20 protein-coding genes are annotated in these 23,888 nt (G+C 65.7%); 7 read left to right on the forward strand and 13 right to left on the reverse strand.

Features of this window, described 5'->3' with window-relative positions; genetic code table 11:
• Nucleotides 1–73: 73 nt before the first annotated feature.
• The 3 genes from ACL02S_RS11145 to ACL02S_RS11155 all read left to right on the forward strand — a co-directional run bounded on the left by ACL02S_RS11145 (nucleotide 74) and on the right by ACL02S_RS11155 (nucleotide 3,420).
• Nucleotides 74–844, forward strand: a complete 771-nt coding sequence (locus ACL02S_RS11145; RefSeq protein ID WP_412802290.1) for a MerR family transcriptional regulator — start codon at nucleotides 74–76, stop codon at nucleotides 842–844.
• 246 nt (nucleotides 845–1,090) lie between these two features.
• Nucleotides 1,091–2,170, forward strand: coding sequence for a methyltransferase (locus ACL02S_RS11150; RefSeq protein WP_412802291.1), 1,080 nt, complete (start codon nucleotides 1,091–1,093; stop codon nucleotides 2,168–2,170).
• A 170-nt stretch (nucleotides 2,171–2,340) separates the two neighbouring features.
• Nucleotides 2,341–3,420: a methyltransferase gene (locus ACL02S_RS11155; RefSeq protein ID WP_412802292.1), complete on the forward strand. Its 1,080-nt coding sequence runs from the start codon at nucleotides 2,341–2,343 to the stop codon at nucleotides 3,418–3,420.
• Between the two features lie 33 nt (nucleotides 3,421–3,453).
• Here ACL02S_RS11155 and ACL02S_RS11160 read toward each other — a convergent pair whose 3' ends face one another.
• On the reverse strand, nucleotides 3,454–3,813 hold the full coding sequence (locus ACL02S_RS11160) for a hypothetical protein (protein ID WP_412802293.1): 360 nt from the start codon (nucleotides 3,811–3,813) through the stop codon (nucleotides 3,454–3,456).
• A gap of 308 nt (nucleotides 3,814–4,121) precedes the next feature.
• On the opposite strand from ACL02S_RS11160, the gene ACL02S_RS11165 reads away from it, so the two are divergent.
• The 3 genes from ACL02S_RS11165 to ACL02S_RS11175 all read left to right on the forward strand — a co-directional run bounded on the left by ACL02S_RS11165 (nucleotide 4,122) and on the right by ACL02S_RS11175 (nucleotide 6,302).
• Nucleotides 4,122–4,826 carry an ESX secretion-associated protein EspG gene (locus ACL02S_RS11165; protein ID WP_412802294.1) on the forward strand — a complete coding sequence of 235 codons (705 nt, stop codon included), beginning with the start codon at nucleotides 4,122–4,124 and terminating at the stop codon, nucleotides 4,824–4,826.
• A gap of 121 nt (nucleotides 4,827–4,947) precedes the next feature.
• Nucleotides 4,948–5,322: a hypothetical protein gene (locus ACL02S_RS11170; protein ID WP_412802295.1), complete on the forward strand. Its 375-nt coding sequence runs from the start codon at nucleotides 4,948–4,950 to the stop codon at nucleotides 5,320–5,322.
• Nucleotides 5,319–6,302: a hypothetical protein gene (locus ACL02S_RS11175; protein ID WP_412802296.1), complete on the forward strand. Its 984-nt coding sequence runs from the start codon at nucleotides 5,319–5,321 to the stop codon at nucleotides 6,300–6,302. Before ACL02S_RS11170 ends, ACL02S_RS11175 begins: the two co-directional genes overlap by 4 nt.
• A gap of 98 nt (nucleotides 6,303–6,400) precedes the next feature.
• On the opposite strand, the gene proB is transcribed toward ACL02S_RS11175, so the two are convergent.
• The 12 genes from proB to ACL02S_RS11235 all read right to left on the reverse strand — a co-directional run bounded on the left by proB (nucleotide 6,401) and on the right by ACL02S_RS11235 (nucleotide 23,100).
• Nucleotides 6,401–7,543 (reverse strand): glutamate 5-kinase, encoded by a 1,143-nt coding sequence (gene proB / locus ACL02S_RS11180; RefSeq protein WP_412802473.1) that lies wholly within the window; start codon nucleotides 7,541–7,543, stop codon nucleotides 6,401–6,403.
• Between the two features lie 131 nt (nucleotides 7,544–7,674).
• Nucleotides 7,675–9,147, reverse strand: coding sequence for a GTPase ObgE (obgE, locus tag ACL02S_RS11185; RefSeq protein ID WP_412802297.1), 1,473 nt, complete (start codon nucleotides 9,145–9,147; stop codon nucleotides 7,675–7,677).
• A gap of 121 nt (nucleotides 9,148–9,268) precedes the next feature.
• Complete coding sequence (rpmA, locus tag ACL02S_RS11190; RefSeq protein WP_412802298.1) at nucleotides 9,269–9,535, reverse strand: 50S ribosomal protein L27; 267 nt, start codon at nucleotides 9,533–9,535, stop codon at nucleotides 9,269–9,271.
• A gap of 22 nt (nucleotides 9,536–9,557) precedes the next feature.
• Complete coding sequence (rplU, locus tag ACL02S_RS11195; protein ID WP_043688633.1) at nucleotides 9,558–9,869, reverse strand: 50S ribosomal protein L21; 312 nt, start codon at nucleotides 9,867–9,869, stop codon at nucleotides 9,558–9,560.
• A gap of 350 nt (nucleotides 9,870–10,219) precedes the next feature.
• Nucleotides 10,220–13,408: a translation initiation factor IF-2 N-terminal domain-containing protein gene (locus ACL02S_RS11200; protein WP_412802299.1), complete on the reverse strand. Its 3,189-nt coding sequence runs from the start codon at nucleotides 13,406–13,408 to the stop codon at nucleotides 10,220–10,222.
• A 449-nt stretch (nucleotides 13,409–13,857) separates the two neighbouring features.
• Nucleotides 13,858–14,274: a nucleoside-diphosphate kinase gene (gene ndk, locus ACL02S_RS11205; protein ID WP_412802300.1), complete on the reverse strand. Its 417-nt coding sequence runs from the start codon at nucleotides 14,272–14,274 to the stop codon at nucleotides 13,858–13,860.
• Nucleotides 14,275–14,415: 141 nt separating this feature from the next.
• Entirely contained in the window at nucleotides 14,416–14,832 is a 417-nt protein-coding gene (locus ACL02S_RS11210) for a DUF4233 domain-containing protein (RefSeq protein WP_412802301.1), read from the reverse strand.
• Nucleotides 14,833–14,976: 144 nt separating this feature from the next.
• Nucleotides 14,977–16,428, reverse strand: coding sequence for a bifunctional tetrahydrofolate synthase/dihydrofolate synthase (gene folC / locus ACL02S_RS11215; protein ID WP_412802474.1), 1,452 nt, complete (start codon nucleotides 16,426–16,428; stop codon nucleotides 14,977–14,979).
• Between the two features lie 8 nt (nucleotides 16,429–16,436).
• A complete protein-coding gene (locus ACL02S_RS11220; RefSeq protein ID WP_412802302.1) occupies nucleotides 16,437–19,115 on the reverse strand; it encodes a valine--tRNA ligase in 2,679 nt (892 codons plus the stop codon).
• A 363-nt stretch (nucleotides 19,116–19,478) separates the two neighbouring features.
• Entirely contained in the window at nucleotides 19,479–20,402 is a 924-nt protein-coding gene (locus tag ACL02S_RS11225; RefSeq protein WP_412802303.1) for an NAD(P)/FAD-dependent oxidoreductase, read from the reverse strand.
• Between the two features lie 170 nt (nucleotides 20,403–20,572).
• Nucleotides 20,573–21,526 carry a diacylglycerol kinase gene (locus ACL02S_RS11230; protein ID WP_412802304.1) on the reverse strand — a complete coding sequence of 318 codons (954 nt, stop codon included), beginning with the start codon at nucleotides 21,524–21,526 and terminating at the stop codon, nucleotides 20,573–20,575.
• A complete protein-coding gene (locus tag ACL02S_RS11235; RefSeq protein WP_412802475.1) occupies nucleotides 21,523–23,100 on the reverse strand; it encodes an FAD-binding oxidoreductase in 1,578 nt (525 codons plus the stop codon). The genes ACL02S_RS11230 and ACL02S_RS11235 overlap by 4 nt, the downstream gene beginning before the upstream one ends.
• 179 nt (nucleotides 23,101–23,279) lie before the next feature.
• On the opposite strand from ACL02S_RS11235, the gene ACL02S_RS11240 reads away from it, so the two are divergent.
• A complete protein-coding gene (locus ACL02S_RS11240; RefSeq protein ID WP_412802305.1) occupies nucleotides 23,280–23,888 on the forward strand; it encodes a TetR/AcrR family transcriptional regulator in 609 nt (202 codons plus the stop codon).

Consider the following 23,888-nt stretch of genomic DNA (forward strand, 5'->3'; position numbering starts at 1 on the left):
AGGCGATAGAATGCGATCCGCGGGAATTCAGCCACGTACCGCCGCTCCGACAATGCCGCGGTGAGCGAAGGAGGTGAGGTCGACGCCGGAGTACCGGATCGATGACCTCGCGCGCGCCGCGGGCACCACCACTCGCAATGTGCGCGCCTATCAGGAACGCGGACTGCTGCCACCGCCGGTCGGCAAGGACGGCAGGGCCAGCATCTACGCCGACGCGCATTTGGAGCGCCTGCGCCTGATCGACGCACTGCTACAGCGCGGCTTCACCACCGCGCATATCGCCGACTTCATCACCAGCTGGGAGACCGGTAAAGACCTGACCGAGATACTCGGTCTGCAACATGCCGTGACAGCCGCCTGGGCCAAGGACGAAGCCTTCGAAGTACCGCGCGAGCTGATCGGCACCATACTCGGCGCCGAGGCCGATGAACTGGTCGAGCGGCTGCACGAGATGAAGCTGATCCGGTTCGAGGGCGATACCGTGGTGTTCACCGAGACCCAACTGCTCACCACGTTCACCGAGCTACACGAATACGGTCTGGAATTGCGCACGCTCATCGAGATCTACGCCGCGGTGGCCGAGCGGATCGATGACATCACGCACATTATGATCACCGCCGCCGAACAACACATCATCGATGCGCACGGACCCGGCTGGCTGCCGGAAACCAGCAGCGAGATCACCGAAACCACCATGATGCTGAACAAAATGCGCGAGCTTGCGGTCGCCTCGGTACACGCCACGCTGGCCCGTTCCCTTGACGTCACGCTGCGGCGCGAACTCGGCGACTATCTGGCCACGGCCGCGGACCGGGAGCGTACCGAATCCAGTCCGGAGCCCTGAGCCTGCTGCGCATCCCGGCGGGTTCCCGCCGGTGTTCTCGGCAATGGCGCTCGCAGGCATAACCACGGCAGCACCACCCGGCCGACACGCACAATCCGATATGCCCGCTTCGGCGTACATCAGCTCCGGCACGACGTACCCTCTCTAACAGTCGTGACGTATTTCTCAGTCGACACAAAGTCCCAGCTCTGGCTCGAGCCGACCTTCGTCCCTCCGACAGATGGAGTCGCTGTGCTGTCCGATCGAATGAGAATCCCTCCCCTGCCGCTGGTCCAGACCGTCGAATCGATCCGCAATCTGCTGGCCACGGCGTATCGCAGACTGGTGCCAGGGCATGTCGCGCTGATGGAGCTGATCACCGCCGGATGGATCACGCAGGCGATCCACGCCGCCGCCGAGCTCGGTATCGCCGATGAGCTCACCGACGGACCCCGGTCGAATGCGGAACTCGCGGCCGCGGTCGACGCGGACGCCGATGCCCTTCAGCGGCTGCTGCGACTGCTGATCAGCTACGGCATCTTCACCAAGCAACGCGACGGCAGATACGCGCTGACACCGATGGCGGAGGCGCTACGCCGCGACTCACCGGTATCACTACGCGACGCGGTGCTGCTCTTCGGCTCGCCCAGCCACCGCAACCACTGGTCGTACCTGGTCGAGGCCGTCCGCTCTGGTGAACCTGTCCCCGAGAAGCTGCACGGTATGCCGTTCTTCGAATACCTGCAGCGCGACCGGGACTTCGGCGAATGCTACGACCGCGCGATGAGCAGCATGAACGCCTTCGCGCTGGAGCCGATACTGGCAGCTTACGATTTCGGCCGCTACGAGACCATCGCCGATATCGCGGGCGGCGAGGGCACGCTGCTCACCGAGATCCTGCGGCGCGCGCCGCGGTCGCAAGGCATTCTGTTCGACCTGCCCGATGTCATCGCTTCCGCACCCGATCGTTTGGCCGAGCTCGGACTCGCCGACCGCTGCACCGTCGAAAGCGGATCATTCTTCGACAGCGTGCCCAAGGGCTGCGACGCGTACCTCCTCAAACACATCCTGCACGACTGGGACGAGCACGACGCGGGGCGCATCCTGGACACGGTGCGCGCCGCCATGGAGCCGAGTGCCCGGTTACTGATCATCGAAATGGTCCTGCCGGAACACGCGGGCCTACACCCGGGCAAGTTCATCGATCTGGAAATGCTGGTGCAGGTCAGCGGTAGAGAACGAACCGAAGACGAATACCGCCTGCTCCTTGCCCGTCATGGGTTCACACTGACCAGGCGGGTGCCGACAGTCTCCCCGGAGAACATCCTGGAAGCTCGGGTGAGCTGAACCGAATGCCCGCGTGGTCGCCGCCGGCCTACGCGCGACCACACCTGCATCGGCACAACCCTGTCCGCCCGCTCTCGTAACGCGGTATCCGCTACTTCGGTCGTCCCGCGAAGTGGGCGACGTCGCTGCTCGACGTACTGGCTTATGGAGTCGCTGTGATATTCGATCGAATGAGAATTCCTCCCCTGCCGCTGGTCCAGACCGTCGAATCGATCCGCAATCTGCTGGCCACGGCGTATCGCAGACTGGTGCCAGGGCATGTCGCGCTGATGGAGCTGATCACCGCCGGATGGATCACGCAGGCGATCCACGCCGCCGCCGAGCTCGGTATCGCCGATGAGCTCACCGACGGACCCCGGTCGAATGCGGAACTCGCGGCCGCGGTCGACGCGGACGCCGATGCCCTTCAGCGGCTGCTGCGACTGCTGATCAGCTACGGCATCTTCACCAAGCAACGCGACGGCAGATACGCGCTGACACCGATGGCGGAGGCGCTACGCCGCGACTCACCGATATCACTACGCGACTTCGCGCTGTTCATCGGTTCGTCCGTGCACCGCAATCGCTGGTCGCATCTCGTCGACGCGGTACGCACAGGCGAACCCGTCGGTGAGAGGCTGGACGGGGTGCCGTTCTTCGAGTACATGCGTCGTGACCCCGAATTCGGTGACCTGTTCGACCACGCGATGACCAGTGTCGGCACCATGGAGATGGAACCATTGCTCGCGGCCTATGACTTCGGTCGTTACGAAACCCTCGTCGACGTGGGTGGCGGCAAGGGCTCGATGATCATCGAGATCCTGCGCCGTGCCCCCGGATCGCGAGGAATCCTGTTCGACCTGCCCGATGTGGTGGCCGCGGTACCCGACCGGCTCGCCGAAATCGGCTTGGCCGACCGCTGCACCGTCGCGACGGGATCGTTCTTCGACAGCATCCCCGAAGGGGGCGACGCCTACCTGCTCAAGCGCATCGTGCACGACTGGGCCGAGCCGGAGGCCGAGCGCATCCTGAGCGCACTGCGCGCCGCCATGCACCCCGATGCCCGGTTATTGATCATCGAAATGGTCGTCCCCGAGCACACCGCTCCACACCCGAGCAAGGCCATCGACCTCGAGATGCTTGTCCACCCCGGCGGCCGGGAACGAACCGAGTCCGAGTACCGGGAATTCCTCGCTCGACACGGCTTCACCCTGATCGAACGGGTACCTACCGTAGCCTCCCTGGACATACTCGAGGCCAGGCTCAGCTGAACCACGACCAACGGATGACCGGATCGCGGCTTACTACAGCATCGCGACGGTCACGACGAACGCAGCGGTCGCGACCCCAACGGCACTATCGGACACACATGTCACGCGCATCGGCGTGCCCACTGGTGTCCGCTTCGACTCGAAACCGCTGTAGCGACCGAATACCGGCCCGGATTGTGCCGATGGAACGTAGAAACCGAGACACTCGGCCTCCAAGACCGACAACCCCTCACCACTGTGGCAGAGAGCCGCGGCATCGGTAACACCCCGGTCGACATAACAGCCGGTCGGTACGGCCCCGGCCGGCCCAGCGGCAGCGAGGACGAGTCCCCCTGCCACAACGGGCAGACCGGCTCCGCCGCATACTCGCACCATCATCCTGTGCACCGCCACCCCTTTCTCGGTACATCGCGCCCATACCTGGTCGTTGTTGCCGGAAGGGCAGCTCCGCCGCACTCACGGCCCTGACCCTTCCAGGTATTCCACCAGAAACAGCGGCATCGATCGAGTGCGACACCACAGCACGACAATGCCGCTTCGCCAGGTCCGCCAACCGAATCGGCGAACTGCAGGCACAGCACATACCGCTCCACGACATCGAACCCCGATCCTGGCCGTACTCATCGGCTCACTTCAGTATCGGGCCGAAAGCGCTAGGCTGACAACAACATCAGCGAATTCGTCGAAGAGGTGATTCGACCGTGGATTGGACATTCACCCCAGATGAATTCGCTCATATCTGGTGTGAGACCGGCAGTGATCGCCTTCCTTTCCCACTGCGCGTCATAGCGACACCCGGCACCGAGAACGAAGCCGAACAGCTTCGCATAACGCTCGCCGAGCGGCTGCCAGCGCGATCCGATCCCGATCTGTCGGCGTGCCTGCGCATCCTGGCCGAACCACACACCAGGATCGTGGTCGTCGGCGGTACCAACCAACCTGGCAACGAACTACGACTGCTGGCCGCCTGCGTCTACGACCATGCTGTGCTCGCGGTACAGCGACCGGGAACAACCCCGGATTTCGGTGGTCACGTAGATATTTCGATCGGCCACAGTGCCAAGCTCGGCAAGCGGATCGCGGCACTGTTGCCACCCGCCCCACCGGGCACCGAACCCGCTCGGGTCGCCTCCGACGACGCGGTGCGCGATGAGCAGGCCGTCGCGGCGCCGCGCTCGGTCGCGGCGCGGATCCGCAGATTGCTGCTCGCTCCGCATACCGCGGAAGGACATATCCGCATCGAAATGCGGTTGGATCGGCCTGCCCAACCACCGCCGATCCACTACACCTGGATCGATGTGAACGACGACGGCCGCTATCTGATCAGGGCAGGCGGTGAAGTTCACATCACCCCGGCCTCGCCCGAACAGATCGCTGTCCAATTGCAGAAACGCATTCCTGGATAAGCCGGTCGCAGTACCGGTGCCGGACCGGATGATGTTGTCACCGCACCCTTTCTGGTTAACCCCGACCTGGCGCCCGCTTCCGGTTAGTCTGAGCCATATCGACCGACCTCAGGGGTAAGCGATGACGATCGAGACCAGCCGAGCCGATATCGCCCGATTCAAACAAGCAGCGCAGGCCGGGCGCATCCAATTCGATCCGGCGGCAGCGCGCAGGTGCGCCGAAATGTATCACCTGCAGGCCGATCGGCTGCTCTACCTGCAACAGCGTTTGGAATCCGCCGAAGAACTCGACGGATTCGGCGAGTTCGTCTCCGCACAGCAGTTACAAGCGGGTTTCCGGCATAAGGCCAAGGACGCGGCAGCCCTGCTCGACCACTACATAGCGGCGGCCTACCAGCTGCAGGAAGCATTCCTGATCAGCGGCGGCCTCCTCGAAGAAGCCGACGCCGCCGGTGCCGCCGCCCTGCGCGCCATCGAGACGAGGCTGTCGCGATGACCGGCTTCGATCCCACCTACATCAGCTCGATGGAACATTTCGAATCGCTACGTCATGAAGAGATCTACGCCAAAGCACAACAGATCGATGCCGCGCAGATAGTGTGCGCCGCGACGACCTGGCTGGAGGTGGCCGCAGCACTCACCACCTCGTTCCCGCTCACTCGCGCTGCCGTGGAACGTGTCATGAACTCGATGGAATGGGAAGGAGCCACCGCGGACGCCGCCGAGGCGGGAACTCGCGGCTTCGCGGCATCGATCGACGAGCTGGCCGCAGTGCTCGACCAGGTCGGTGCCCGACTCGGCGGGGTCGCCGCGGCTGCCGAAGCAGTGAAAGTAGCGGTGGCACCACCCGGTGGCACCGGACCGGTCGGCACGATCGCGCGAATCCTGGAGGCCGCGCAGGTCATCGATGCGCAGATGGCGCGGGAAGCGCTCCGTCAAGAGGCAGTGCTGGCGATGAACATGATCTACAAGCCTGCCTACACCGCGGCGGGAACCGGCGTCCCTGCCCTGCCCGCCCCACCCGGCACGCCATCGGCAACGCCCCCATCGCAACCGATCAGCCCCAGCGGACCAGCACATCCGCTCCCTGAACCGGAGTGTCCGGATATCGAATCAGATTCTGAAACAACGCATTCCGCGCCTTACTCCCCCAAAAGTCCTGCACCACAACCGAACAATCCACTACCGTCGGCACCCGCACCGCAATCCCCGGTACCCGAACCGCAAGCACCCGCACCCGAGCCACCACCACAGAGCAGACAAGCACCGCCCCCCACTCCGACACCAGCACCGTCGAGCCCACCTCCCGCACAGCAGCTTCCAGAGTCCGCACCCTCGACACCACCTCCGGCCCCAGACCAAGCAGAACCCACCGTCCCACTACCCGACCCAGGAGGCCAACCCGGTGTCACCGGCCCGATAGAAGACAACCAGCACCAGCCACCAACGGCGAATCAACCCGGGGTCATCCCTTAGCGAGCGCATCGTCCCGGCACGACACTTCCCGCTTTCGCACCGAAGAACGCTTGCGGTACAAGCGGTCTCGCGCTTCGCGACACACACTCCGATATGGACTACACCTTGACCAGATCGTCGGCGTGGATGACGGGGCGTTGCATCGTGTCGGGTAATTCGGTGGTGGAGCGCCCGAGCATGCTCGCCAGTTCGGTGCTGTCGTATTCGACGACGCCGCGGGCGACAACACGATTATCGGAGGTCACCAGATCGACTACATCACCGCCGTAGAAACGGCCCCGGACGCCGACGATTCCCGCGGCAAGCAGTGATCGACGCCGGTTCGCCACCGCTTGGACCGCGCCGTCATCGATGAGCAGCGCGCCGCGACTGTCGGCCGCGTGCCGGACCCAGAATTTGCGGGCGGACAACCGGACCGGGCGGGCAGCGAACGCGGTGCCGACCGTACCGGTGGTCAGTGCGGTGGCGGCCGAAGACGCGGCGGCCAACAGAACAGGTACGCCCGCGTCGGCCGCCAAACGGGCCGCGGACAATTTGGACGCCATCCCACCGGTACCGAGCGCACCACCGCTGCCAGCGATCACACCGTCCAAATCCGCACTACTGCGGACCTCGGGAATAAGCGTGGCCGCGCCCTTACGTGGGTCGCCGTCGTAGAGGCCGGCCACATCGGACAGCAGCACGAGGGCATCGGCGCCGACCAGATGCGCGACCAGCGCCGCGAGCCGGTCGTTATCGCCGAAACGGATCTCTTCCGTCGCGACAGTGTCATTTTCGTTCACCACCGCGATCGCACCGAGTGAACGCAGGCGATCCAGTGTGCGCTGCGCGTTGCGGTGGTGCTCACGGCGGGCGAAGTCGTCGGCGCTCAGCAGCACCTGCCCGACCGTACGACCGTACCGGGCGAACGACGTTCCCCAGGCATGGGCGAGAGCCAGCTGACCGACACTCGCAGCAGCCTGCTTGGTAGCCAGATCACGTGGACGGCTACTCAGCCCGAGCGGCGCGATCCCCGCGCCGATCGCTCCCGAGGACACCACGACCACATCCGAGCCCGCACGCATGCGCGCCTCGACCGCGTCCGCGAGCTGATCCAGTCGCGCGGTATCCAAACCGCCCTTCAGACTGGTCAAAGCGGACGAGCCGATCTTGACCACGACGCGTCGCGCCGAGGAAATCGCCTGCCGGGCCGCGCTGGAGCCGAGAGAATCCGCTTCCGCGGTAATCGAATTCACCTGCATGCCCACCCAACTCCCTGCAGCACGAACAGAACCATAGTAGCCGGGCCGGATACCAGGACCGAAGCGCACGATCCAGCCCACCGAGCGGGCCCACACCGTGGCACCGGAGCTGCTCGATCGCCGAACACCCGCTATTGCCTATCTTCTCGATCTTCTCGGTCTTCGGCCACCAGTCCGCGCCGCACCCGAGAAGCGTGCTTGCGTTCGGCCGCACTCACCCGATCGGACTGCTCCAACCGGATATCGGTACCACGCCCGGTAGGCACCATGTCGATCCCCGCTGAGATCTGTGGCTCCCACTCGAAAGTAACCTCACCGATCGTGACCGGCGCTCCTGGTTCGGCACCGAGTCGCACCAGCTCGTCCTCGACCCCGAGCCGGGCAAGGCGGTCGGCCAGATAGCCGACGGCCTCGTCGTTGTCGAATTGAGTCTGCCGCACCCAGCGCTCGGGCCGGGGACCGCGGACAAGGAAGCCGCCTGGCTCAGTCGGGTCGGCGACCACGCTGAATCCGGCCTCGTCCACCGCGATCGGACGGATGACCGGGCGCTTGGGCGCCGCCTTCGGATGCTCCTCGCGGTACCTGCGCACCAGATCGGCGAGGGCGAAGGTCAAGGTGCGCAGGCCGGCCCGGCTCACCGCGGAGATCTCGAACACCGGCCAGCCCCGCTCGGTGAATTCCGGGGTTACCATCTCGGCCAGCTCGGCGGCATCGGGTACGTCGATCTTGTTCAAGATCACCACCCGTGGGCGCTCGGCCAGATCACCGAGTCCGGCGTCGGCACTCAGCGCCGGAGTATAGGAGGCGAGTTCGGCCTCCAGCGCATCCACATCGGATACCGGATCACGACCGGGCTCCAAGGTGGCACAGTCCACCACATGGGCGAGCACCGCGCAGCGCTCCAGATGCCGCAGAAAGTCCAGTCCCAGTCCCCGGCCCTCGCTCGCACCGGGGATCAAACCGGGCACGTCGGCGACGGTGAACGTGGTATCGCCGCTGGCGACTACACCGAGATTGGGCACCAGTGTGGTGAACGGGTAGTCCGCGATCTTCGGCTTGGCCGCCGACAGCACCGAGACCAGCGACGACTTACCCGCCGAAGGGAAACCGACAAGCCCGACATCGGCGACCGATTTCAGCTCCAGCACCAGTTCGAGCTCTTCACCGTCAGAACCGAGCAGTGCGAAACCCGGTGCTTTGCGTGCCTTCGAAGCCAGCGCTGCGTTGCCGAGACCACCGCGCCCACCGCGGGCGACGATGAAGCGGTTACCCGCACCGACCAGATCGACGAGCACCGCACCGTCGTTGTCGAGCACCATGGTGCCGTCCGGCACTTTCAGCACGAGTTCGGCACCCCGCTTACCGTCCCGGTGGCCACCCTCCCCTGGCTTGCCGTTGCCCGCCTTGGCGTGCGGATGGAAATGGAAATCCAGCAGAGTGTGCACATTGGGATCGACCTCGAGGATGACGTCTCCGCCATGACCACCGTTGCCGCCGTCAGGACCACCGAGTGGCTTGAACTTCTCGCGATGCACCGAAGCGCACCCGTGGCCGCCTTTACCCGCACGCACATGCAGTACGACACGGTCGATGAACTTGGACATACGCCGGATCATCCTCCTTCAGGACTGGTCGTACTCGGCAGCCAGTTGTTCGGAAACACGAAAACGGGCCAGGGTTTCGAGACCCTGACCCGCTCTTTGTTGCCCGGAAGTGGTTAGGCGGTCAGGCCTGAACCGGCTCCGGAACCACGATGTTGACGGTCTTGCGTCCACGCTTGGTGCCGAACTCGACCGCGCCCGCCGCCAAGGCGAACAGGGTGTCGTCGCCGCCACGGCCGACGTTCACGCCGGGGTGGAAGTGAGTGCCGCGCTGCCGCACCAGGATCTCGCCCGACTTGACCGTCTGGCCGCCGAAGCGCTTGACGCCGAGTCGCTGGGCGTTGGAATCGCGTCCGTTCCTGGAACTGGACGCACCCTTCTTGTGTGCCATGGCTGGTTCTCCTCGGGGTGTCTTACTTGATGCCGGTGACCTTCAGGACCGTCAGCGGCTGACGGTGACCCTGGCGCTTGTGGTAGCCGGTCTTGTTCTTGAACTTGTGGATGCGGATCTTCGGGCCCTTGGTCTGCTCGACCACCTCGGCGGCCACGGAGACCTCGGCCAGCTTCGCGGCATCGGTGGTCAGCTCGGCGCCATCGACGACGAGAACCGGATCCAGCGCCACAGCGGTGCCCGGCGCACCCTCGATCTTCTCGACCTTCACCAGGTCACCGACCGCGACCTTGTACTGCTTTCCGCCGGTCTTGACGATCGCGTACGTTGCCATCGGTCGGCTACCCTTCTTCCTGTAGTGCTCGGCACATGTTCACATGGCAGTTGTTCCGGTCTGATACCACCGGAAGCCGCCATATGACTGGTCTGGTGACGCCACTGCCTCGGTACCCGATAAGCCTCGGTACCTCATGGCTCTCGGTATCCGATGACTCTTTATCGAGCTGTCCAGAACCGGGCCACGAAGACAAACACGTTGTCACCGGGCAGCGACTGTCCAAGATTACAGGACTGATACCGCCACGACCAAACCGGCATCCCGGCGCATACTGTGCCCGCGCCACCGGATACAGCCGTGGCCCCCGCTGGGCGAACCAGCGGGGGCCACGGCTCCGAACCATCCGATCAGTTCGACGTGTCCGGCGCACCCGCGGGCCTGCCGACCGCTCGCCGCCGCGGCCGATTGCGCAGTGGCACCTCCACCGGCTCCGGCTGGGAGTAGTCGAGGGCGGCCGCGGGCACAGGCTCCTCGGCGGACAACACGAACACCGCTCCCGCACTATCGGCGGAAGGCGCGGCGGCCGACCGGGCGACCCGACGGCGCCGGGCAGGCAGGGTGGACGCACCATTGCTCGTCGCCGAAGTACCGGATTCGGCAGCCGGGGCAGGCTCTTTCACCGGTTCCTCCGCGGTCGGCTCGACAGGCTCGGCCCGCTCGGCGGACGCAGTCACCGGCTCCTCGGCAAGCGGCGGTGTCCCGACTCCGCCCGCCTGCTCCGCGCCCGTGTCCCCCTTATCGGCTGGAGCACCGGAATCGGGTTCACCGGCGACCTCGGCCGCGGCAGTCCGTGCGGCCGATGGTTCGGCGACCGCCACCGCAGCGACCTCGTCCGCTGTGTCCACTGCCTGTTGCGTCTGCTCGTCCGCCTCCTCGGACTGGTGCGCGGCCATCGCCAGCGCTACCGGATGGGCCCGCTTGACGGCGGCATCCTCATCGGGGTGCTCGACCGTGGCTGCGGTCCCATTCGATTGCTGCGCCTGTGCCGCCGCCCCTTTGTCCCGGCCACGCCGCCTGCGCGAACCACCTTCCCTTGTCCGTCCCGCGGACTCCTCGCCAGCGCCTGGATCGACCGGATGGGAGTGCACGAGGATGCCGCGACCGTGGCAGTGCTCGCACGTGGTGGAGAAAGCTTCGACCAGTCCGGTACCGAGCTTCTTGCGCGTCATCTGGACCAGCCCCAGCGAGGTGACCTCGGAGACCTGATGCCGGGTGCGGTCACGCCCGAGTGCCTCCGTCAAGCGGCGCAGCACCAAGTCCCGATTGGACTCCAGCACCATATCGATGAAATCGACGACGATCATGCCGCCGAGATCACGCAGCCGCATCTGCCGCACGATCTCCTCGGCCGCCTCCAGGTTGTTCCTGGTGACCGTCTCCTCCAAGTTTCCGCCGCCGGAACCGGTGAACTTACCGGTATTCACATCGATCACGGTCATGGCCTCGGTGCGGTCGATCACCAAGGTGCCACCGGAGGGCAGCCATACCTTGCGATCCATCGCCTTGGCCAGCTGCTCATCGATCCGATAGGTCTCGAACACGTCGACACCGTTGTTCTCATGGCGAGAGACCCGGGCGAGCAGGTCCGGCGCGACCGTGCCGATGTACTTCTCGACCGTGCTCCATGCCCGGCCTCCCTCGATGACCAACCGGGAGAAGTCCTCGTTGAACAAGTCCCGGATGACCTTGACCAGCAGATCGGGCTCCTCGTACAGCACTTTGGGCGCACCGCTGTTCACGCTGGTCTGCTCCTGGATCGTGCGCCAGGTCGCCTGCAGACGTTCCACGTCCCTGGCCAGCTCGGCCTCGCTGACACCTTCGGAAGCGGTGCGAATGATCACACCCGCGTCGGCGGGAACGATATCCCGCAAAATCTCCTTCAGGCGTTTGCGCTCGGTATCGGGCAGTTTGCGGCTGATCCCGGTGGAAGTACCACCGGGCACATAGACGAGGAAGCGACCGGCCAAACTGATCTGTGTGGTCAAGCGGGCGCCCTTGTGCCCGACCGGATCCTTGCTCACCTGGACGAGCACCTGGTCACCCGGCTTGAGCGCTTGCTCGATCTTGCGCTCCTTGCCACCGAGCCCGGCAGCCTCCCAGTTCACCTCACCCGCGTACAGCACCCCATTGCGACCGCGGCCGATATCGACGAACGCCGCCTCCATACTGGGCAATACATTCTGCACCTTGCCCAGGTAGACGTTACCGACCATCGACGCGGAGCCGGTGCTCGTCACGAAGTGCTCCACCAGGACGTCGTCTTCGAGCACCGCGACCTGGGTCGCGGTCGGATGGTCGGGGAAAGATTTCTCCCGTACGACCATGACCCGATCCACCGCCTCACGCCGGGCCAGGAACTCGGACTCGGTCAGGATCGGCGGGCGCCTGCGGCCTGCCTCACGACCGTCACGCCGCCGTTGCCGCTTGGCCTCCAGCCGAGTGGAACCGGTAATGCCTTGCACCTCGTCGGCCGCGGCGCGGCCACGGCTCTTATTACGCGGTTCACGCTCATGCACGACCGTATTCGGCGGATCGTCATCGGCGGCCTCGTTCTCACCGGACTCACCGGCCACCTTGCGGCGCCTGCGGCGCCTGCGACGACGACTCACCCCCTCCGACTCGTCCTCTTCGTTCTCGGCATCAGTAGCGGGCTCGGCGGACTCCGTTGCTTCGGTGGAGTCGGCAGTCGCGGAATCCGCTCGCTCGTCGGTGTCGTCCTCGGATTCCGTGTTCTCGCTATCGGAATCGGGCTGTTGTTCGCCACGACCACGCCCACGTCCGCGACGACCACGACGCCTGCGGCGCGGCTGATCCTCCGCATCACCCTGCTGGTCGGATGATTCGCGCTCGTCCTCGGTGACCCCGGTCTCGGCTTCCGTCTGCTCCGGTGCCGCCTCCTCGCCACGCCGCGCCGCGCGTTCAGCGCGCCGCTGCCTATGTGCTTCCTGGGCGGCCGTGGCGTCCGGTGGCAGGAACAGCGGTGCTTGGACAGCGGCGGCGGATTCGAACACCACCGGGGCGACCGGCTCCGGAGGCTGCTGGGCCGAATGCGTGAACAGTTGCGCCTGCTCAGCCGTCGCATCGGCGATCGGCGCCTGCTGTCCTGGACTCGACGCGTCGGGTGCGGAGAAGAGGACACCGGCGCCAGAGAAGGGTGCCGCGGACTCCGATCGGGTGATTTCCGGTTGTTCGGCTACGGCGGGGGCGGGTTCCTCACCTACCGGTTCCGCAACGGGAGCCTGCGCTACCGAGGTCTCACCCGCAGATTCCGCGGCGGGAGGATCCGGCTGCTCTGCCACAGGCTGCTCGACCGGGGCCGGGGGCTCGACTGTCACCAGGGCGTCACGGACCGACTCCGCGACAGCTCGATCGACGTTCGATTGCGCGCTGCGCGCGTCTGCCCCCATCTCGGCCAGTTTGGCCAGGATGCGCTTGCTCGTTACTCCCAGCAACTTGGCAAGTGCGTGAACTCGGATTCGCTCCGGCAATTGTTCGGCATCCTGTGATGTTGTTCCCAGCGGCTCTTGATCGGCCACGAAGTCTCCTCGGGCCCCCGGGCGCGTCCCTCCTTGCGGAGTGACGCGGCCGACGCGGGGGCACTGTCCGTTCGACTCACGCCCGGTAGGCGCGAGGTCATGTGGTCTCGCCCCGCGTGCCCGGTTATCTCCTTGGTCGTTCGCTATTCGGACTAACTGGTCACGCGGCGCCTGGCTGTATGGCTGAACTCCACGGATCGAGCGCTCATCCAGCGTGCCTATATGAACAGCAGACCCGGATAACCAGGCCTTTTGCTCATGACAGCGATGATCGGCATCGAACCGCAGTATCATCCGGCCGCGCTCGCTACCTCTCGTTCCCGCACTCGCGCGAACAATCGGTACCGAAAGCAGCCGATGTCAGTATCCCACACCGCGCTGCTGACGTCCGCCATCGGCGCTCGGCTACGTCCTGCCCGTGGTTGGGCAGGACAGCGGCAGGCACTCGGTCAGTCCGACGACTCCGGGAACCACAGGGCGATCTCACGCTTGGCCGATTCCGGCGAATCGGACCCGTGCACCAAGTTCTCCTGCGTCTGCATAGCGAAGTCTCCGCGAATACTGCCGGGCACGGCCTTCTCGACCGGATCGGTGCCACCGGCTATCTGCCGGAATGCCGCGATGGCGCGCGGGCCCTCCACGATGGCCGCGACGACCGGTCCCGATGTGATGAAATCGATCAGAGAATCGAAGAACGGCCTCTTGGCGTGCTCGGCATAATGGCTCTCGGCCAGTCTCCTGGATACGTGCTTCAGCTCGAGGGCGACGATTCGCAGGCCCTTGCGCTCGATTCGTGCCAGCACCTCACCGACAAGGCCACGGGCCACACTGTCCGGCTTGATAAGCACCAACGTCTGTTCAGTCACGGCGCACAGCCTATCCGGCGTCGTGTCGCGCCGGATCAGCGGTCGGCGATCCGCGCCACACACCACAGCACGGCGCGCACTGCTACAACGCGGATAGCGCCGAAACCACTCCCGTCATTCGCCTGGTCCACGAGGGCGAACTCAGGAGCGCCGGACACGCTGGCTCGGTAGCAATCCCTTCTCCATCCGGCCGCGCACATCGGCTCGCAACATCACGATGAAGCCCCAGACCAGGGCGAATACCACACCGATGAAACCGATAGACAGATGGATCAGCGCACCGAGCAGTACCAGCACCTGCAATCCCAGGTTGAACGGCAACGCCCAGGACCGCCGCTGCAACCCGGCACCGAGGAACATCACCACCGCGAGAACTACGAGATAGCTACCGGACCACCAGGTCACCCCACCGGCGACATCGGCGACCACCGGCAATGCGAGCAGCACCACGATCGCCTCCAGCACCAAAGTACCTGCCATCACCCCGCGGAAACCCTTCCACGGGTCGGTGGCAGGTGGCGGCACCGGATGCTGATCGGAGTCGGTCGGTTCACTCATGCTGTAATCCTCGCAGCACGAGCGGAGCCCTCCATGGCCACGCTCCGCTGCCGCCTCCGGGCTTGACCGCTCATGCTGTAATCCTCGCAGCACGAGCGGAGCCCTCCATGGCCACGCTCCGCTGCCGCCTCCGGGCTTGACCGCTCATGCTGGATCCTTTCCGAATAGTGCGCGGGTCGCGCCTGCCGTCACCACCGAACCGGTGACCACGACGCCTGCGCCGGAAATCATCTCACCTTGTTCACCGGCCTCTTCGGCGAGCGCGATCGCGGTCTCCACTGCATCCGGCAGGGTCGAGGCGGTAACCACCCGCTCATCACCGAACCGTTGTACCGCGAGATCGGCGAGCGTCTCCACATCCAGTGCCCGGGGGGAGCCGTTGCTGGTGACGACGATCTCGTCGAATACCGGTTCCAGGGCGGCGAGGATACCGTCGGCATCCTTGTCGCCGAGCACCGCGACCACACCGACCAGCTTGCGGAAGTCGAATTCCGTAGTGAGGGTCTGCGCAAGTGCCATGGCACCCGCCGGGTTGTGCGCGGCGTCGATGAAGATGGTCGGCGCGCTGCGGAGGCGCTCCAGCCTGCCCGGGCTGGTCACACTCGCGAAACCGGCGCGCACGGCCTCGATATCGAGCTGCCGCTGGGCACCGGCACCGAAGAACGCCTCTACCGCCGCGAGCGCGAGCACCGCATTGCGCGCCTGGTGTTCGCCGTGCAGTGGCAGGAAGATCTCGTCGTACACCCCGCCGAGGCCCTGCAATTCGAGCTGCTGGCCACCGACCGCGATCTGCCTGGCGAGCACGCGGAATTCGGAGCCCTCCCGCGCGACTACCGCGTCCACCTCCACGGCTCGGCGCAGCAGCACCTCCATCGCCTCCGGCTCCTGCTCCGCGAGCACCGCGATATTGTCGCGCGGGACGAGGCTGTCGGGAGCACGCTTGATGATCCCTGCCTTCTCCCGCGCGATCGAGGCCAAGTCGGGGCCGAGGTAGTCCATATGATCCAAGCCGATCGGGGTGATCACCGCGACCTGCCCATCGATCACGTTGGTGGCGTCCCAGGTGCCGCCCATCCCCGTTTCGACGACCGCGACATCGACCGGCGCCTCGGCGAAGGCGGCGAACGCCATACCGGTGAGCACCTCGAACTTGCTCATGGCCGGCCCGCCCGCGGCTTCCGACTGCTTATCGATCATCTCGACGTAGGGCAGCAGTTCCCGATAGGTCCGGGTGTACCAGGCCGGGGAGATCGGCGCATTGTCGATGCTGATCCGCTCGGTGGCCAGCTGCAGATGCGGACTGGTGATCCGGCCGGTACGCCGGTGCAGTGCGGTGAGCAGCGCGTCGATCATCCTGGTCACCGAGGTCTTGCCGTTGGTGCCCGCGACGTGGATGGCCGGATAGCCCTGCTGCGGCGAACCGAGCAGATCCATCAGAGTGGCGATCCTGGTGAGCGAGGGCTCGATCTTGGTCTCCGGCCAGCGCCGGTCGAGTTCCGCTTCGGCCAGCGCCATTTCGGCCAGGTCCACCGGAGAAGGCCCGGAGCCGAGCGGCGCACCGCCACGGCGCTCCTCGTCACCGTCCTGTGGCGGCAGCTCGTGGTTCACTTGCCGCTCAGCTCCGCCAACCGGGTCTCGATACGCGCCACTTCCGCGGCGGCGGCCTGCTGTCTGCTCCTGATCTTATCGACCACCGGTTCCGGCGCCTTGGCCAAGAAGGCCGCATTACCCAGCTTGGCCTCGGTGCCTTGAAGTTCCTTCTGCGCGGCGGCGAGATCCTTTTCCAGGCGGCGGCGTTGGGCATCCATATCGATCGCACCGGAGGTGTCCAGTTCCACGGTCACCGTCGCCGTGCTCAAACGCACCTCTACCGATGCGGTCGCGGCGAAATCGGCGCCCGGTTCGGTGAGCCTGGCCAGATTCAGCACCGACTCCGTCAGCTCGCCGAGCCCTGCGGCCTCCACGCCCATCAGTGTGGCCGCCACCTTCTGCTTATCGGCCAGGCCTTGGTCGCTGCGGAAGCGGCGAACCTCCGTGATCAACCGCTGTGCATCCGAAATACGTTGGGCGGCAGCCTGATCCGCAGGCACTCCGGAGGGCTGTGGCCACGGTGCGACCACTATCGATTCACCACCGGTCAGTGCTTGCCACAGCGCCTCGGTGACGAAAGGGACAACCGGGTGTAGCAGGCGCAGCACAGCATCGAGCACGGTGCCGAGTACCAGTTGCGTCGCCTCTGCGCGGGCACCCCCGGCAGCGAACTGTACTTTGGCCAATTCCAGATACCAATCGCACAGTTCGTCCCAGGCGAAGTGGTAGAGCGCCTCACATGCTTTACCGAACTCATAGGCATCGAATGCCGCGTCCGTTTCGGCACGTACCGCGTCCAGCCGATCCACGATCCAGCGATCGGCGTCGGAAAGCTGCGCGCGGTCGGGCAGTTCACCGACGCGAGCGCCGTTCATCAGCGCGAACTTGGTGGCGTTGAACAGTTTGGTCACGAAGCTGCGGGCGGCGAGCACATGCGGCTCACCGACCGAGAGATCACCGCCTGGCTGCGCGCCGCGCGCGAGGGTGAATCGCGTGGCATCGGCGCCGAAGGTATTGATCCAGTCCAGCGGGTCGATGCCGTTACCACGCGATTTGGACATCTTCTTGCCGAACTGATCACGGATCAGGCCGTGCAGGAACAAGTCCCGGAACGGCACCTGCCGCGCGCCGCCCTTACCCGCGGTCAGCGCCGCGTCCTCGGCGACGTACATGCCGAACATCATCATCCGCGCCACCCAGAAGAACAGGATGTCGTACCCGGTGACCAGCACACTGGTGGGATAGAACTTCTCCAGTTCAGCGGTGGCGTGCGGCCAGCCCATGGTGGAGAACGGCCACAGCGCCGAGGAGAACCAGGTGTCAAGGACATCCGGATCCTGCACCCAGCCCTCCGGCGCCTGCTCATCGGGGCCGACGCAGATCACTTCACCCTCTGGGCCGTACCAGATCGGGATGCGGTGCCCCCACCACAGCTGGCGCGAGATACACCAGTCGTGCATATCGTCGACCCAGTCGAACCAGCGCGGCTCCTGGCTCTTGGGATGGATGACGGTGTCGCCGTCGCGCACCGCGTCACCCGCGGCTTCGGCCAGCGACTCCACCTTCACCCACCACTGCATGGACAGGCGCGGCTCGATCGGCTCGCCACTGCGCTCCGAATGCCCGACACTGTGTAGGTACGGCCGCTTCTCCGCGACGACCCGACCTTCCTCCGCGAGCCGTTCACGCACTTTGACACGGGCTTCGAACCGGTCCATACCGTCGAACTCGGTGCCGGTACCGGTGATCCGGCCGCGCTCATCCATGATGGTCGGCATCGGCAGTCCGTGGCGCAGCCCCATCTCGAAGTCGTTGGGGTCGTGCGCCGGGGTGATCTTCACCGCACCGGAGCCGAATTCGGGATCGACATACTCATCGGCGATGATCGGGATCTGCCTGCCGGTGATCGGGTGCTCCAGGGTGGTGCCGAGCAGCGCCCGATAGCGCGGGTCCTCCGGGTGTACGGCCACCGCGGTATCGCCGAGCATGGTCTCCACCCGGGTGGTGGCCACGATCACATGTGGTTCGTTGTCGTCGAGCGAGCCATAGCGCAGCGAGACCAGCTCGCCTTCCACATCCTCGTACTTGACCTCGATATCGGAGATCGCGGTGCGCAGCTGCGGCGACCAGTTCACCAACCGCTCGGCGCGGTAGATCAGGCCGGCGTCGTAGAGCCGTTTGAAGATGGTCTGCACGGCGCGCGAGAGACCCTCGTCCATGGTGAAGCGGTCTCGGCTCCAATCGACACCATCGCCGAGCGCGCGCATCTGCCACTGAATGGCGCCGCCGGATTCGCGCTTCCAGTCCCACACCTTCTGCACGAACAGTTCGCGGCCGAAGTCTTCCTTCGTCTTGCCGTCCACCGCGAGCTGCTTCTCCACCACAGTCTGGGTGGCGATGCCCGCATGGTCCATCCCTGGCAGCCAGAGCACCTCGTAACCCTGCATGCGCTTGCGCCGGGACAACGTGTCCATCAGGGTGTGGTCGAGTGCGTGGCCCATATGCAGGGTGCCGGTGACATTCGGTGGCGGCAGCACCATCGAGTACGCGGGCTTGCCGCTGGCGGGGTCGGCGGTGAAATAGCCTGCGTCTACCCAGCGCTCGTACATCTCGGCCTCTACCTCGCCGGGAGTCCAGCTCTTGGGCAGAGCATCGGCACGATTACGCGTGTTGTCAGGGGCTGCGCTGGTCACCCCGCGATTCTAGAGCCCGGCGATTCACCGCTCCGTGTCGGTCGACCCGCCTGCCGTCGAGCGGGCCGGAACAACGCGGATCTACCGGGCAGGCTGTCGCCGAGATCGAGTTGTGCTACCGCGCGTCCGCCAGCCGGAACTGCCGGAGACCTGTACGGCAGGGACTCATACAGCCGTGACTCGCACAGCCGAGGAGCAGCATACGAAGGTAGGAACGTAAGAAGGCGGAGTGTTCGGTGGATGAGGGACACCGAACACTCCGCCTATGCCCTCAGCTTACCGGCGATCCGGAGCGCAACCCTGGATCCATAGGGATCCATATGTAATTCTCAGCTTCCGGCATTCATCACACCGGATATTTCCTCATGAGGCGGGTTCAGCGGCGGCGAAAACCAGGTCGGCGTTGATCGCCATCGCGGCGACCGAACCCGCACCCGCCGCGGCAATCACCTGAGCCGCCGGATCGCTGACATTGCCCGCGGCCCAGACACCCGCAACGCTGGTCCGCCCGGACTCATCGGTCACCACCCAGCCTTCGTCGTCGAACGCACAGCCCAGTGCCACCAGCACGTCGTCGTTGGCGTAGAAGGTCGGCGCGACGAATACCGCCGTCCGCTCCACCATCGACCCTTCGGACAGTTCCACGCCGCGCAGTACACCGTCTACTACGAGCCCGGCGACCGCACCCTCCAGTACTCGGACGCCCCGAGTGTCCAGGCGAACACGATCATCGTCCGACAGGGGCATACCACGTGGGAAAAAGATCACATCGGCTGACCACTGGGGCAGCAACAGCGCCTGTCGCACCGAATGAGCCAGCGCACCCGGTTCCGGGCCGCCGAGCACGCCGAGCGGCTGATCACGGACCTCATAACCTTCGCAGTACGGGCAGTGCAGCACATCGCTGCCCCAGCGCTCGCGAACCCCTGGCAGGTCGGGCAGTTCGTCACGCAGCCCCGTGGCGACGAGTACCCGGCGTCCCCGCACCACCCGGCCACTGCCGAGCCGCACGCTGTAGCCGTCCTGCGGCTCCGCACACGCACCGGTCGCCACCTCGTCGAGCAGTTCCGCGCCGTAGCGCATGACCTCACTCGTACCGGTCGCGAGCAGATCCGCCGGTGGCATCCCATCCCGAGACAGGAACCCGTGCATATGCTCAGCGGGCGCGTTCCGCGGCGCGCCGCCCTTGACCACGACAACTCGTCGCCTGGCTCTGGCCAAGACCAGCGCCGCGGAAAGTCCCGCCGCGCCCCCACCCACAATCACTACGTCATATACCTCACTCACCTGCGCTCACCTCCTTGTTCGCAGCGTCCCATCCAGCTGTGAATGTGGCAACAGACCGGGAGGTACACCAGGCGGTAAGGGCCGATGCGGGCAGGCGGGCCTGCCACCTCATGCGCGACAGGACGCACCGAGCGGCATACGCCGCTCGACCGGCTGAACTCCGGTCGAGCTCAGGGAACGAGCAGAGTCAGCGCCCCGGGAACCGCGCGGATCGTGATCGGCAGGCTACCCGCGGGTTCGCCGTCGGCGGTCGCGGGCGCGCCTGGCGCGGAGAGAGTGATCGCCGCGGCGCGGAACTGCTTGACCTCGGGATGCTCCTGCCGCTTACCCGCGGACAGCGCGGGCAGCAGGCGCAGCATCTCCCGCCGCGACAGCCCACCGACCACAGTCAGATCGAGCAGACCGTCGTCCATCACCGCATCCGGGCAGATCAGCATGCCGCCACCGTAGGTGCGGGTATTACCGACCGCGACCATGACCGCCTCGGTTTCCAGTACGGAACCCGTACCGGGATTGGCCAGTCCGCTGGTGACCGCGCCGGTCAGCTCGACCCGATAGGGCACGGTGAGGTGCCCGGAGATCTCGGCCAGTGCCGCGACGGTGTAGCGCATCCGGCCTTTCGGCCAGCGCATCTCGTTGGCGCGCAGGGTGACCCGTGCGTCGAACCCGGTACCGATGACGGTGGCGAACCACATCGGCGGCGTACCGGAGGCAGCGGATTCGATCCGGCCGAGATCGATCGTCCTGGTTCGCCCGCGCAGCATCACATCGGCCGCGGCGATCGGATCGTTCGTCGGAATACCGAGTTCCCTGGCCAAATCGTTGCCGGTTCCCGCGGGAATCACACCGAGCGCGACTCCGGTCTGCGCGACGGCCTCTAGAGTCACATTCATCAGGCCGTCACCACCGATACAGACCACCGCATCGGGTTTCGCGGTGCTCGCGATCGCCTCCCGCACGCGCCGAACCGATTCGGCGGCCGAGGTGGTCCGTACCTCGGTCACCTCGGCACCATGGGCGCGGAATCGGTCGATAGCGACACTCGCGACATTGCCTCCGCTGCCCTGCCCCGAGCGCGGATTGGTCACGACCGTGATCGCCCGTACTGGCGAATATTCTTTCACGGCAACAGCTTTCCAGGGTTGAGCACACCCGTCGGATCGATTTCGGCTTTTACCGCGCGCAGAATTCGTACCCCGAGCTCACCGACCTCATCCGGTAGCCAGGGCCGATGGTCGATACCGACCGCGTGATGATGGGTGATGGTGCCGCCCGCGGCGACGATGGCGTCACCAACGGCGCGCTTGGCGGCCGACCACTGGGCCAGCGGATCATCGGACTGCTTGGCGACGACAGTGAAATACAGCGAAGCGCCGGTCGAGTAGGTATGCGAGATATGGCACATGACCAGCGCCGGGGTGCCCTGACCACCGAGTGCGTCGGTGAGCGCCGTCGTCACCTTCTCCTTCAGTGCCGCCAGGTTCGACCACGTGGTCGCGGTCTCCAGGGTCTCGCACAGCACACCGACATCCAGCAGGGCGTCACGTAGATACGGTGCGGCGAAACGGCCGTGCTCCCACTCTTCGGCGGGTGTCGCCCCCAGCTCGGTACCACCTGCGGCGGACAGCACCGCACCTGCCTCGGCGCTGCGCGCCGCGACATGCGCCGCACTGCCCTCGAATGTGGTGACGGCCAAACAGCCGGCTACGGCGTTACCGCCGATATCACCGGAACGAGCCAGGTTCATCCCGGTCTCCACCTCATCGGACAATCGGAGCACGGTCGGCGCCGCCCCGGCCTGCACCACCGCGCGCAGCGCGGCGGCTCCGACTTCGAAATCGGGAAACGACCAGGCTCGGTGAACGACCGTCTCGGGGACAGGATGCACTCGAACCGTGACTTCGGTGATCACCCCGAGCGTTCCCTCCGAGCCGACGAACAGCTCGCGGAGATCGGGTCCGGCAGCCGAAGCGGGGGCGCGGCCGAGTTCGAGGGTGCCACTCGGGGTGGCGACCTTCAGTCGTTGCACCATATCGTCGAAGCGGCCATATCCCGCCGAGGCCTGGCCGGAGGATCGCGTCGCCGCGAAACCACCGATCGTGGCGAATTCGAAACTCTGCGGGAAGTGACCGAGCGAAAGCCCGTCGGCACCGAGCAGCGCCTCCGCGCGCGGGCCGGTGAGTCCCGCGCCGAGTGTGGCGGTACCGCTGATCGGATCGACCTCCCGCACCTGGTCGAGCCGGTACAGGTTCAACACGATCACGGCGGAGAAGCGGCCGCGCACGGGCTCGACACCACCGACAACACTGGTGCCGCCACCGAAGGGAACCACCGCGAGCCCCTGCTCCGCGCAGTAGGTCAGTATCGCGAGGACTTGGTCGTGGTCGGCGGGGCAGACGATAGCGTCGGGCGCCTCCTGCGGACCTTCGGCACGGCGACGCAACAGATCGGGCGTGCTCTTGCCACCCGCGTGCCGCAAACGGTCGCGGTGGTCGGTCGACACATACCCCTCGCCGACCACCGCGACCAGCCCGGCTCGCTGCGCGGACGTCAATGCCGATTCGCGCAGTGGCACGTCACCCTCATCGCGGCGCGCCACCGGATCACCGGACACCCCGAACACCTGCGTCAGCAAGGCCCGGATCCGCTCCGAAAGTGGCTGATGTCCGGCCGGAATGCCCCAAGCATCCCAGACCATACTCGCCACGGGCCCGTTCGCGGTCCGCTTTGCCGCGATAGCCGGATCACTGCCGGTGCGCTGCGTTTCCTCCATACGTTACAGTTTGACATATACTGTCAATAAGTAACGATGGATCGACCTCTCATCCCTCTGTCGATGGCACTGCCATCGACACCGCGACCACTGGTGGTGACACCTTGCCCGCTCCCGGCACACCCGCCGAGAACCCGCTCTCGACGATCGATCTGGCGATTCTCGACGCGGCTCGCGCATGTGTACAGGAGTTCGGCGTACGGAAAACCACACTCACCGAGGTGGCCCGACGGGCAGGCATCAGCAGGCCGACGGTCTACCGGCGCTGGCCGGATACCGGCGCCCTGGTAGCCGAACTGCTGGTGCGCGAGCTGCGCGATATCGTCGCGACGGCCATGCCCTCGGTAGGCGACGGACGCACCAAACTGGTCGAGGGCGTGGTTGCCGGCGCGGCGACGATCCGGTCGAATCCGTTGTTCGGCAAAATCTTTCGTACCGACACCGATCTGATGCTCACCTACGTGTTCGGTCGGCTCGGACGCAATCAGCGCGCGCTGATCGAACTGTTCGCGGCGAGCATCAGAGAAGGCCAGGCAGACGGCTCCGTACGCGACGGTGATCCGGACCAGATGGCCACCATGCTGCTATTGATCGCCCAGTCCGCAGTGCAATCCGCAGGCACCGTCGCACCGCTACTGACGGGCGAGCAGCTCGACACCGAACTCCGTCGCGCACTCGACGGATATCTCGGCGACCAGAAGCCACCCCGGTGA

The sequence above is a fragment of the Nocardia spongicola genome, assembly GCF_047200775.1.
GTDB lineage: Bacteria > Actinomycetota > Actinomycetes > Mycobacteriales > Mycobacteriaceae > Nocardia.

Excerpts from the sequence above, each read along its gene's own strand:
- ACL02S_RS11150 (WP_412802291.1), top strand. The coding sequence starts at position 1,091 with ATGAGAATCCCTCCCCTGCCGCTGGTCCAGACCGTCGAATCGATCCGC.
- ACL02S_RS11155 (WP_412802292.1), top strand. The coding sequence starts at position 2,341 with ATGAGAATTCCTCCCCTGCCGCTGGTCCAGACCGTCGAATCGATCCGC.
- ACL02S_RS11170 (WP_412802295.1), top strand. The coding sequence starts at position 4,948 with ATGACGATCGAGACCAGCCGAGCCGATATCGCCCGATTCAAACAAGCA.
- ACL02S_RS11175 (WP_412802296.1), top strand. The coding sequence starts at position 5,319 with ATGACCGGCTTCGATCCCACCTACATCAGCTCGATGGAACATTTCGAA.
- proB (WP_412802473.1), bottom strand. The coding sequence starts at position 7,543 with ATGCAGGTGAATTCGATTACCGCGGAAGCGGATTCTCTCGGCTCCAGC.
- obgE (WP_412802297.1), bottom strand. The coding sequence starts at position 9,147 with ATGTCCAAGTTCATCGACCGTGTCGTACTGCATGTGCGTGCGGGTAAA.
- rpmA (WP_412802298.1), bottom strand. The coding sequence starts at position 9,535 with ATGGCACACAAGAAGGGTGCGTCCAGTTCCAGGAACGGACGCGATTCC.
- rplU (WP_043688633.1), bottom strand. The coding sequence starts at position 9,869 with ATGGCAACGTACGCGATCGTCAAGACCGGCGGAAAGCAGTACAAGGTC.
- ACL02S_RS11210 (WP_412802301.1), bottom strand. The coding sequence starts at position 14,832 with ATGAGTGAACCGACCGACTCCGATCAGCATCCGGTGCCGCCACCTGCC.
- ACL02S_RS11235 (WP_412802475.1), bottom strand. The coding sequence starts at position 23,100 with ATGGTCTGGGATGCTTGGGGCATTCCGGCCGGACATCAGCCACTTTCG.